Here is an 11,692-nt window from a genome sequence, read left to right as displayed (position 1 = left end):
TTCGCCGGTCAGGTATCGCCCTGCCGGTGATCCCGCGCTCCGACGGGGTGCCCTGGCGGCCCGGCGAGGCAGCGCGACCCCGGCGAGGCAGCGCCGACGCTTCGCCGGTCAGGTATCGCCCTGCCGGTGATCCCGCGCTCCGACGGGGTGCCCTGGCGGCCCGGCGAGGCAGCGCGACCCCGGCGAGGCAGCGCCGACGCTTCGCCGGTCAGGTATCGCCCTGCCGGTGATCCCGCGCTCCGACGGGGTGCCCTGACGGCCCGGCGAGGCAGCACGACCCCGGCGAGCCAGCACGACCCCGGCGAGTCAGCACGACCCCGGCGAGCCAGCACGACCCCGGCGAGGCAGCACGACGCCGGGCGAGGCAGCCGCACCCACCCCGACCGGGACGAGCAGCGGGCCGCATCCGTGGTGGATGCGGCCCGCGTGCCGGCCGGGTCGGGCGCCGTTGCTCAGCGGCGCCCGTGGCACATCTTGAACTTCTTGCCCGAGCCGCAGGGGCACGGGGCGTTCTTCGGCGTCGAGGCGAGCTGGTCCTCGGTGAGGGTCGCCGTCGAGCCGCCCTGGTCGCCGCGGACCTCGACCTCGCCGGTCTCGGTCGGCGCCGAGTAGTGCAGCGCGCCGGTCCGCGGCCGTCCGACCCCGACCCCGGAGACCTCGACGTGCGGTGCGTCCTCGCCGAGGGCGTCGCCGGCCGGGGACGTGGCCAGCGCGTCGTCGGCCTCGGGGGCGGCGAGCGCGTCCGTGCCGCCCGCGCCGGCCATCGCGCCGAGCATCTGCGAGACGTGCACCGGCTCGACCGCCGGCGTCTCCTGGGGCTCGTCGACCGAGACCTCGACGTGGAAGAGCAGCCCGACCGACTCCTCCTTGACCGCCTCGTTCATCGCCTGCCAGAGCTGGAAGCCCTCGCGCTGGTACTCGACGAGCGGGTCGCGCTGGGCCATCGCCCGCAGCCCGATGCCCTCCTGGAGGTAGTCCATCTCGTAGAGGTGCTCGCGCCACTTGCGGTCGAGGACCGAGAGCATGACCCGGCGCTCCACCTCGCGCATGACCTCCTCGCCGAGAGCCTCCTCGCGGGCGTCGTACGCGTGGTGCGCGTCGGAGAGCAGCTCCTCCTTGAGCGTCTCGGCCGTGAGGTTCGAACGGCCACCGGCCGCCTCCTCGAGCTGCTCGGGCGTCACCGAGACCGGGTACAGCGCACGCAGCGCGCTCCACAGCCGCTCGAGGTTCCAGTCCTCGGCGAAGCCCTCGGCGGTCTCGGCGTCGACGTAGCCCTCGACGACGTCGTTGACGAAGAAGCGCAGCTGCTCGTGGAGGTCCTCGCCCTCGAGGACGCGGCGGCGCTCGTCGTAGATGACGGTGCGCTGGCGGTTGAGGACGTCGTCGTACTTGAGGACGTTCTTGCGGATCTCGAAGTTCTGCGCCTCGACCTGGGCCTGCGCCGACTGGATCGACCGGGTGACCAGCTTGGACTCGATCGGCTGGTCGTCCTCGAGCTTCGCGGTCGTCATGACGCGGTCGACGAGGCCGGCGTTGAACAGCCGCATCAGGTGGTCCTCGAGCGAGAGGTAGAACCGCGACTCGCCCGGGTCGCCCTGTCGCCCGGAGCGGCCGCGCAGCTGGTTGTCGATGCGCCGCGACTCGTGCCGCTCGGTGCCGAGGACGTAGAGGCCGCCCAGCTCGGTCACCTCGTCGTGCTCGGCCGCCACCTGCGCCTCGGCCGCCTCGAGCGCCGCGTCCCAGGCCGCCTCGTACTCCTCGGGCGTCTCGTGCGGGTCGAGGCCGCGCTCCTTGAGGGCGGCGACGGCCCGGAACTCCGGGTTGCCGCCGAGCATGATGTCGGTGCCTCGCCCCGCCATGTTCGTCGCGACCGTGACTCCGCCCTTGCGGCCGGCGTCGGCGACGATGGCGGCCTCGCGCTCGTGGTGCTTGGCGTTGAGCACCTCGTGGCGGATGCCGCGGCGCCGCAGCTGCTCGGAGAGGTACTCCGACTTCTCGACCGACACCGTGCCGACGAGGACCGGCTGGCCCTTCGCGTGCCGCTCGGCGATGTCGTCGACGACGGCCCTGTACTTGGCCTCCTCGGTCCGGTAGACGAGGTCGGCCTGGTCGGCGCGGATCATCGGCCGGTTCGTCGGGATCGGCACGACGCCGAGCTTGTAGATCGAGTTGAGCTCGGCGGCCTCGGTCATCGCCGTACCGGTCATCCCGGAGAGCTTGTCGTACATCCGGAAGTAGTTCTGGAGGGTGATCGTCGCGAGGGTCTGGTTCTCGTTCTTGATCTCCACCCCCTCCTTGGCCTCGATGGCCTGGTGCATGCCCTCGTTGTAGCGGCGCCCGGCGAGCATGCGACCGGTGTGCTCGTCGACGATGAGGACCTCGCCGTTCATCACGACGTAGTCCTTGTCGCGGTGGAAGAGCTCCTTGGCCTTGATCGCGTTGTTGAGGTAGCCGATGAGCGGGGTGTTCGCCGACTCGTAGAGGTTCTCGATGCCGAGGTGGTCCTCGACCTTGTCGATGCCCCGCTCGAGGACGCCGACCGTCTTCTTCTTCTCGTCGACCTCGTAGTCGCCGCGGCCGGACTCGAGCTCGCCGCGCTCGAGGCGCCGGGCGATGCGGGCGAACTCGGTGTACCACTTGGTCGGGGCGTCGGCCGGGCCGGAGATGATGAGCGGCGTGCGGGCCTCGTCGATGAGGATGGAGTCGACCTCGTCGACGATGCAGAAGTGGTGGCCGCGCTGGACGAGCTCGTCGGTGGACCACGCCATGTTGTCGCGCAGGTAGTCGAAGCCGAACTCGTTGTTCGTGCCGTAGGTGATGTCCTTCGCGTACTCGACGCGGCGCTCCTCGGGCGTCATCGTCGCGAGGATGCAGCCGGTCTCGAGCCCGAGGAAGCGGTGGACGCGCCCCATCAGCTCGGACTGGTACTCCGCGAGGTAGTCGTTGACCGTGATGACGTGGACGCCCTTGCCGGTCAGCGCGTTGAGGTAGCTCGGGAGGGTCGCCACGAGGGTCTTGCCCTCACCGGTCTTCATCTCCGCGACGTTGCCGAGGTGGAGCGCCGCCCCGCCCATGAGCTGCACGTCGAAGTGCCGCTTGCCGATGGTGCGCTTGCTCGCCTCGCGCACGGCGGCGAACGCCTCCGGGAGGATGTCGTCGAGGGTCTCGCCGTCGGCGAGGCGCGCCTTGAACTTGTCGGTCTCCTCGCGCAGCTCGGCGTCGGAGAGCTTCTCGAAGTCCTCCTCGATCGCGTTGACCTGCGCCGCGATGTTGTCGAGCTTCTTGAGGATGCGCCCCTCACCGGCACGCAGCAGCTTCTCGACGATCTTCACGAGTGGGACTCCCTGGTAGGTGGTGGAGCAGTCGGCACGGGCGGCAGGGTGCTGCCCGACCGCCGGACCCGCCTAGGGTAGTCGAGCACGTCGTCGAGCACCGCGGGCCGGGCCCGCGCGGGCACCCCGAGGGGTCCAACGGCCGCCGGGACCGGCCGAGTTCCCTCCCGGGGGTGCCCGGTGGTTGGCTGTGCGGCATGACCGAGGCGACCTTCCCCGCCGTCGTGCCCGAGCTCACCGACGGCCACGTCCGGCTGCGCGCCCACCTCCCCACCGACCTCGAGCGGATCGTCGAGCAGGCGACCGACCCCGAGTCGGTCCGCTGGACCAGCGTCCCGCGCCCGTACGGCGAGGAGCAGGGCCGCGAGTGGCTCTCGCTCATCGAGGCGGGCTGGAACGACCCCGGGGGCAACCGGCTCTGGGCGCTCTGCGCCGCCGACGACCCCGAGCGCACCTACCTCGGGACCGTCGACCTGCGCCCGGGCCTCGGCGGCCGGGTCGCCGAGCTCGGCTACGCGCTCCACCCGGGGGCGCGCGGCCGGGGCTTCATGGCCGCCGCCGTCCGGCTCGTCGCGCAGTGGTGGTTCGACGAGGGGGGCACGCGCGTGCACTGGCGGGCCGAGCGCGGCAACTTCGCGTCGTGGCGGGTGGCCTGGGCCTGCGGTTTCACCCACCACGGCACCCTGCCCGGGTCACTCGAGGACGGTGCCGGCGGCCCGCCGCTCGACGCCTGGCAGGCCAGCCTCGGCCCCGACGACGTCCTCGAGGCCCGCACGCCGTGGTGCGACCCCGAGCTCCTGCGCACCGACGAGGCCGGCGGGCTCGTCCTGCGCCCCTGGCTCGACGAGGACGTCGACGCGCTCGAGCCCCGCGACCAGCCGGCCCACCACATGCCGGCACGCGGCATCCTCGAGCCCGACACCTTCCCCGAGTGGCTGCTCACCCGCCGCGAGAAGATGGCCCTCGGCGAGGCGGTCAGCTGGTGCGTCGCCGACGCGGCCACCGGCCGGGCCCTCGGCGAGGCGTTGCTCTTCGTCCACGAGGGCACGCTCGACGACGACACCGCCGAGCTCGGCTACCAGGTCGTGCCGAGCGCCCGCGGCCGCGGCGTGGCGACGGCGGCGGCGCGGGCCGTCGCCGCCCACGCGCTCGCCCCCCGGGTCGACGGCGGGATGGGGATGCGCCGGCTCGTCGCGCAGACCGCCGAGGACAACATCGGCAGCAACGCCGTCCTCGACGCCCTCGGGTTCGAGATCTGGGGGCGCGAGACCGAGGCCGACGTGCTCCCCGACGGACGCACGGTGGAGTCGCTGCACTGGGAACGGCTGCGCGAGCGCTGACCCTCCCGCCTCAGACGGGGTCGGAGGCGGGGTCGGAGGCGACACCGGCGCCCAGCCCGAGCCAGCCGGCCATGAGCGCCAGCTCCTCGGCGAGCTCGGCCCGCTCCTCGTCGTCGCCGCGGCCCGGCTCCCAGGTGCACCGGCGCACCCGGAGCAGGCCCGCGGCGCGGTCGCTCTTGAGGTCGAGCCGGGCGACGAGCTCGTCGCCGAGGAGGAACGGCAGGACGTAGTAGCCGTGGACGCGCTCGGGTTCGGGGACGTAGATCTCCAGCCGGTAGTCGAACCCGAAGAGCGCGCGCACGCGGTCGCGCTGCCAGACGAGCGAGTCGAACGGCGAGAGCAGCGCCCGGGCCCTGACCCGGCGCGGACGGCGGGCCTCGCGGTGGAGGTAGACCGGGCGGTGCCAGCCGTCGACGACCGCCGGGAGCAGGGTGCCGTCGGCGACGAGCGCGGCGATCGCCGGTCGCGCCTGCTCGGGCCGGAGCCGGAAGTAGTCGCGCAGGCACTGCTCGCTGCCGAGGCCGTGGGCCCGCGCGGAGATCTCGACCAGCCGCCGGAAGGCCTCGTCGTCCGGCGGGCGCGCAGCGGGGTCGAGGGCCTGCGCCCGCAGCGCCGGAGGGAGCACCCGCGCCGGGGAGGCGTAGCGGCGCTCGAACTGCGGGGTACGCCCGGCACTGGACAGCTCGCCGGACCAGAAGAGGTGCTCGAGGGCGTTCTTGACGAGCGACCAGTTCCAGCCCCACTGGTCCCGCTCACGGGGCAGGTCGTGGGCGAGGGCCACCTCGACCTCGCGGCTGGTCATCGGCCGGCCGGCGGTCACCTCGGCGAGGACGGCGGCGACGAGGTCCGGGTGGTCGCGGGCCACCCGGACCATCCCGCCCCAGGCGTCCTCCCGCGCCCGGCGCATCCGGAAGTCGAGGAGCGGCCACGTCGAGGGCGGCACGAGGGAGGCCTCGTGCGCCCAGTACTCGACGACCCGGCGCGGGGCGCGGTCGCGGGCGGTGTCCAGCAGGGCGGGGTCGTACGGTCCCAGCCGTGAGAAGAACGGCAGGTACTGGCTGCGGACGAGGACGTTGACGCTGTCGATCTGGACGACGCCGACGGTGTCGACGACGCGCTGGAGGTCGCGCACGGTCGGGTCGGCCGGTCGGGGCCGCGCGAAGCCCTGGGCCGCGAGCGCGATGCGCCGGGCCGCGGGGCGGGTGAGCCGGACCGGTGCCGGCTCAGCCATCCGGGGGGACGAGCCGCTGCTGGTGCGCGTAGACCGCCGCCTCGACCCGCGAGTGCAGGTGCAGCTTCTCGAGGATGCTGCGGACGTGGTTCTTCACCGTGTTCTCGGCGATGCCCAGGGTGTCGGCGATCTCGCGGTTGACCATGCCGCGCGCGACGAGCCGCAGCACCTCGACCTCGCGGTCGGTGAGGTGCGTGGCGGCCGGGTCGCCGGGCTCGTCGGCCTGGCTGAGCCGGCTGAACTCCTGGAGCAGCGTGGCGGCCATGCCGGGCGGGATGATGGCCTGCCCGTCGTGGACGCGGCGGATGGCGTCGGCGACCTCCTCGCCGGGCAGGTCCTTGAGGAGGTAGCCGCTGGCTCCGGCCTTGATCGCCTCGAAGAGGTCGCCCTCGTCGTCGCTCATCGTCAGCATGAGGATGCGGATGCCGGGGTCGGCGGCGTGGAGGCGGGCCGCCGCCTCGATGCCACCGACCACCGGCATCCGGACGTCCATGAGGACGACGTCGGGGTGCAGCCGGGCGCACACCGCGAGGACCTCCTCGCCGTTGCTCGCCTGACCGACGACCCGGGCCGCGCCGTCGAGCTCGACGACGACCGCCATCCCCTGCCGGTAGAGGGCGTGGTCGTCGGCGATGACGACCCGGATGACGCCCGACGGCGCGCCGGGCCCACCCCCGTCGTCGTCCATCGCACCGGCCACGTCCGTCATGGTGTCAGGTCGAGGTCCACCAGCCCAGCCCCCACGCCCGACACCCGGTCAGGACGCGGCCTCCTCGACGTGCTCCTCGTCCTCGAGGTCGAGGTGGAGCACTCCGTAGGACCAGCCACGGCGGCGGTAGACGACGCTCGGCCGTCCGGTCTCGACGTCGTGGAAGAGGTAGAAGTCGTGACCCACGGCCTCCATCTCGGCGAGGGCGTCCGAGAGGGTCATCGGGGTCGAGCGGTGCACCTTCTCGCGCACCTCGATCGGGGAGTCGCCGAACGGCCCGCCGTCGGAGGCGCCCGCGCCCTCGACCGAGGAGTCGTCGGGCGCCTCGATGCGCGCGGTCGCCATCGCCACGGACTCCGGCGTGCGACGGCCCCGGTGCACCTGGCGGCGGTCGCTCTGCCGACGCAGCCGCTCCATGAGCTTGTCGAGGACGACGTCGAGGGCGGCGTACTTGTCGTCCGCGCACGCCTCCGCGCGCACGACGGGACCCTTGGCGTAACAGGTCACCTCGACCCGGTCACAGGCCTTGGCCTGCCGGCGGTTTGCCTCGTGACTGACCATGACCTCGACCCGCCGGGTGCGCGGTTCGAGCTGCGTGATCTTGGCCAGCTTCTCCGCGATGTGGTCCCGGAAACGGTCGGAGACGGTCAGGTGCCGTCCGGTGACGACGATGTCCACGTGGTCCTCCTCGTGCTCGGTGGTGTGGGGGCGAGTCGCGCTCGTGCCTAGGGGCACCACCTCCGGAGAACGGGGTCCATGCACAGACGCTAGCCCGCCCCGGGGACCCCCACAACCACGACGGGAGAACCGGCCACGTCACCTGCGTCACGACGCGCCCGGGGGCCCGCGCGGGCTCCTCGGCGTGGCGGCCACGACCGCCGCGGCGACCTGCACCGATCCCGCCGCGCGCAGGGCCCGGGCCGCCTCGGCCAGGGTGGCGCCGGTGGTCACGACGTCGTCGAGGACGAGGCACGCCGCCCCCTCGACGCGGTCCGCGAACCGGGGAGCGACGGCCAGGGCGCCGGCGAGGTTGGCCGCGCGGGCGGCCCGGCCGAGCCCGGTCTGGTCGGCCACCGGCCGGACGTGGCGCAACGCCCGGACGAGGACGGCCGACTCGTCGTCGAGCGCTGCCGCGGCCGCGGCGGCCAGCGCCCCGACGGGGTCCTCGCCGCGCCGGCGTCCGGCTCGCCGCGACTCCGGCACCGGCACGAGCAGCACCGGCACGCCCCGGCGGACCGCCGCGCGCAGACCCGGGTCGCCGGCGAGGGCACGGGCGGCGGCGACCGCGAGGAGGTCGGCGAGGCCGGCCCGCAGGTCGCGTCGCCCGCCGTCCTTGTGCGCCGTGACAGCGGCCCGGACCGGCCCCTCGCACCTCGTCGCCGCCCAGCACGCCGGAGTCCCGACGGCGGGCGTGGTGGACGGTGGTGGCCGGCGGGCGGCGCCCCGGCAGTCGTGGCACCACACCTGACCCGGCGCCGCGCAGCCGCCGCAGCGGGCCGGGAGCACGAGCCCGCCCGCGGCGTGCAGCCCGGCGACGAGCCGGTCGACGACGTCCATCGGGCGAGCATCGTCGGGACCGGACGGGCACCGCCAGCCCTCGGTGCCCGGCTGTGGACGAGCACCCGCCGTGAGCGTTCCTGTGGACGGACGCCCGACCCCGCGGTCCGGTCAGCCGGCCGCCGTCGCGAGGTCGGAGGCGGGTCCGCTGTCGACCCACCGGACGCCGGAGCGCGCGAGGAGCCGCCCGGCCGAGGTGACGACGTAGAGGTTGCGCTCGCCGCCGGTCGTCGCGAGCAACCGGGCACCGGGCGCCTCCGGCAGCGGGGTGACCGCCCCGTCGACCCCGACGACCACGGGTCGTGCCGGGGCCCGGCCGACGGCGGCGACCGTGGCGACCTGCCGGTCGTCGAGCCAGGTGAGCGCCATGGCCGAGGTGAAGCCGGTGCCGAGGTGCATGGGCGCCGAGAGCCGCTCCGGCCGCTGCCCGGCGCCGCGGACCACGCCCGCGAGGTCGAGCGAGACCCCGCTGCCGTCGGCGCGGGTCGAGAGGACCACGACGCGGTCGCCGTCCGCCGCCACCCGCGCCTCGAGCACCACCCGGCCGTCCAGCCAGCTCGCCTCGAGCGGGCGCGCGGCCGCCGCCGACGCGTCGGCGGGGTCGGCGCGGGTGTCGACGACCCAGAGCCGGTCCGCGCGGTCGTTGCCGACCCCGCCCACCCAGAGGAAGCCGCGCCGGTCGTAGGCCGGGGACCCGACGTCGGCGCCGAAGCCCGGCACCTCGTAGCGGGTCGTGCCCCGCCACCGCGAGACGCCGTCGCCGGAGGGGTCGACGGCGGCCAGCTCGCCGCCGTCGGCCGAGAGCGCGAGGTGGGTGTACTCCGCGGGCACGGCGGGGTAGCTCGGCGTCGTGCCGGCCTGCCGGTTCTGGCCCTGGAGGCTCGCCGTCGGGTCGAAGACCGCGAGCGCGGAGCCCCGCCGCACCACCGGTCGCGTGCTCGAGGTGACCGGCTGCTCCGCCGGGAAGCCGACCCGGTCGAGGGAGGAGACCGGCCCGTCGACGCCGTCGAGGTCGACCGGCACGCCGTCGATCGCGAGCTCGAGCGCGGTGACCGTGGGGTCCTGGGTGAGCGTGGTGAGGAACTGGGCCCACAGGTTCTGCCGGGTCGCCTGGCCGGGGGCGAGGCGGCTCGAGATGAGGTTGACCGACACGACGCCGTTGACGTCGACGGACACCGCGTCGCCGAGGAGACGGGCCCCCGCGGGGACGGCCGTCGTCGCGGCTCCGAGGAGGTGGTCGGGCACCGGGTCGAGCTGCGCGCGGGCCAGCCGGGTCGCCAACCGGTCGAGCGGGAACCAGCGGACGTCGGGCACCGTGGCGCGGTGGCTGGCCGAGACGTAGTGCACCGCGAACGGCTGGACGAGCCGGGGGACGTCCTGGTCGGCGATCCAGCGACCGAAGCCGCGGGGCATCCCGTCGACCCGCCACTGGCCGCCCACCGAGGTCAGGGAGAAGGTGGCCGAGACCGTGGCGCCCGGCGCCGCGGCCGTGAGCCGCCCCGAGGCGTTGATCGTGCCGGCGGCCCGCGCGGTGACCTGCACGGTCGCGGGGTCGAGCAGGCGGGCCGTCGTCGAGGAGTCGGCGGCGAGCAGGACGATCGTCTCGTCGGGGTTCCACGCCTCGCTCGCGCCGGAGGTGAGGAACTCCCGGGCGTTCTCGTACGCGCCGTCGCTCGCGGCTCCGGCCCGCAGGAACCCACGCACGATGCCCTCCTGGCTCGCCCCGGCGACCGGGCCGGCCGGGAGGAAGCCGATCTCCGGCGCCTTGCCGGACCCGACCTCGAGGCCCGGCTGGACCTCTCCGCCGAGGGACAGCCCGCCGCACCCGGCGAGGAGGAGGACGGTGGCCCATCCCGCCAGGACCGCGCGGAGGCGGCTCACGGCTCGTCCGAGGGGCTGAGCGGGAGCGGCGAGGAGTGGAGGCTGTGCCCGGCCAGGCGGGGCAGGGTGAGCCGGAAGCGGGACCCCTCCCCCGGCTCGCCCCAGGCCTGGAGCCAGCCGTTGTGGAGGCGGGCGTCCTCGAGGGAGATCGACAGGCCGAGGCCCGTGCCGCCGGTCGTGCGCGCCCGGGCCGGGTCGGCGCGCCAGAAGCGGGTGAAGACGTTGGCCGCCTCGCCCGGCCGCAGCCCGACGCCGTGGTCCTCGACGACGACGGCGACGGCGTCCGGGCCGACCCCGACGTGGACGTCGACCGGCCGCCCCTCGCCGTGCTCGACGGCGTTGACGACGAGGTTGCGCAGGATGCGCTCGACCCGCCGCTCGTCGACCTCCGCCTCGGCCGGCTCGCCCGAGGCGTGGAGGGTGAGGGTGCTGCCGCGCCGCTCGGCGAGCGGCTGCGCGGCCGCGACGACCTTGCGGGCCGTGCCGCACAGGTCGACCGGCTCGACGTCGAGCGCGGCGGCGCCGGCGTCGAAGCGGCTGATCTCGAGGAGGTCGGCGAGCAGCAGCTCGAACCGGTCGAGCTCGCCGGCGAGCAGCTCCGCGGAGCGTGCCACCGACGGCTCGAACTCGCCGCGCGAGTGGTGGATGACGTCGACGGCCATCCGGATGGTCGTCAGCGGCGTGCGCAGCTCGTGGGAGACGTCGGAGACGAACCGCTGCTGCACGGCCGAGAGACCCTCGAGCTGGCGGATCTGGCTCTGCAGGCTGTCGGCCATGTTGTTGAACGACGTCGCGAGCAGGGCGAGGTCGTCCTCGCCGCGGGCCGGCATCCGCTCGTTGAGCCGACCGGCGGACAGCCGCTGCGCGACCTCCCCGGCGCGGCGGACCGGGGTGACCACCTGCCGGGTGACGACGTAGGCGACGGCGCCGACGAGGAGGGTGAGGATGACGCCGGCGACGAGGAAGGCGTTGCCGATGAGGTCCATCGTCGCGACCTCCTGCTCCATCGGGAAGATGAAGTAGAGGTCGTACGGCCCGGCCGTCGAGGACACCTGGACGACGCTGCCGACGATGACCGCCGGCACGTCCTGGCCGGCGATCCGCAGCTCGGTCAGCTGGGTCTGCTGGCGGGTCGGGTCGGCGGCGACGGCCTCGCGCAGCTGCTGGCCGACGACGTCGATGCCGACGGCCCGGTTGCTGCGCACCTCGGCGAGGACGATGTCGCTGTCGTTGCCGACCGAGCGGTCCATGACGACGTAGCGGCTGGGGTCCGGGCCGGGGGCGCTGAGGATCTTCCCCATGATGTCCTTGGCGGCCTGGTTCAGCTCGTCGACCGACGAGGACGTCGAGGCGTCCCACTGGGCCTGCGCCTGCGCGGTGAGCGCGAGCGCCTCGTACTCGGAGTTGGTCACCCGGCTGCGCTCGAGGCCGCCGGCGATCTGCGCGTGGAGCACCGAGCCGAGGACGGTGACGACGACGAGGCCGAGCAGCATCGTCGTCGCGACGACCCGCAGCCGCAGCGACTGCCGCCACCGGCTGCGCACCGAGCGGAGCAGCGCGGTGACCGACGCGCCGGCGCCGCGCACGGCCTGCCGGACCCGGGCGGTGCGTCCGGGCACGACCGGACGCACGCCGACCTCGG

8 protein-coding genes are annotated in these 11,692 nt (G+C 74.5%); 1 reads left to right on the top strand and 7 read right to left on the bottom strand.

Features of this window, described 5'->3' with window-relative positions; all coding sequences use genetic code 11:
• Positions 1 to 452: 452 nt before the first annotated feature.
• Positions 453 to 3,332 (bottom strand): preprotein translocase subunit SecA, encoded by a 2,880-nt coding sequence (secA, locus tag PKA89_RS18225; protein ID WP_324421951.1) that lies wholly within the window; start codon positions 3,330 to 3,332, stop codon positions 453 to 455.
• A 197-nt stretch (positions 3,333 to 3,529) separates the two neighbouring features.
• On the opposite strand from secA, the gene PKA89_RS18220 reads away from it, so the two are divergent.
• A complete protein-coding gene (locus PKA89_RS18220; protein ID WP_324421949.1) occupies positions 3,530 to 4,672 on the top strand; it encodes a GNAT family N-acetyltransferase in 1,143 nt (380 codons plus the stop codon).
• Positions 4,673 to 4,682: 10 nt separating this feature from the next.
• Here PKA89_RS18220 and PKA89_RS18215 read toward each other — a convergent pair whose 3' ends face one another.
• From PKA89_RS18215 to mtrB, 6 genes are all read right to left on the bottom strand, one after another.
• Positions 4,683 to 5,903: a crosslink repair DNA glycosylase YcaQ family protein gene (locus tag PKA89_RS18215; protein WP_324421947.1), complete on the bottom strand. Its 1,221-nt coding sequence runs from the start codon at positions 5,901 to 5,903 to the stop codon at positions 4,683 to 4,685.
• Complete coding sequence (locus PKA89_RS18210) at positions 5,896 to 6,603, bottom strand: response regulator transcription factor (RefSeq protein WP_324421945.1); 708 nt, start codon at positions 6,601 to 6,603, stop codon at positions 5,896 to 5,898. The genes PKA89_RS18215 and PKA89_RS18210 overlap by 8 nt, the downstream gene beginning before the upstream one ends.
• 57 nt (positions 6,604 to 6,660) lie before the next feature.
• Positions 6,661 to 7,290, bottom strand: a complete 630-nt coding sequence (gene raiA / locus PKA89_RS18205; protein WP_324421943.1) for a ribosome-associated translation inhibitor RaiA — start codon at positions 7,288 to 7,290, stop codon at positions 6,661 to 6,663.
• Positions 7,291 to 7,437: 147 nt separating this feature from the next.
• Entirely contained in the window at positions 7,438 to 8,169 is a 732-nt protein-coding gene (locus tag PKA89_RS18200) for a phosphoribosyltransferase family protein (protein ID WP_324421941.1), read from the bottom strand.
• A gap of 111 nt (positions 8,170 to 8,280) precedes the next feature.
• Entirely contained in the window at positions 8,281 to 10,050 is a 1,770-nt protein-coding gene (locus tag PKA89_RS18195; RefSeq protein WP_324421939.1) for a GerMN domain-containing protein, read from the bottom strand.
• Complete coding sequence (mtrB, locus tag PKA89_RS18190; protein ID WP_324421937.1) at positions 10,047 to 11,669, bottom strand: MtrAB system histidine kinase MtrB; 1,623 nt, start codon at positions 11,667 to 11,669, stop codon at positions 10,047 to 10,049. Before mtrB ends, PKA89_RS18195 begins: the two co-directional genes overlap by 4 nt.
• Positions 11,670 to 11,692: the final 23 nt, after the last annotated feature.

The sequence above is a fragment of the Phycicoccus sp. genome, assembly GCF_035325325.1.
Lineage (GTDB): Bacteria > Actinomycetota > Actinomycetes > Actinomycetales > Dermatophilaceae > Phycicoccus.
This window is presented reverse-complemented; position numbering and strand designations above follow the sequence as displayed.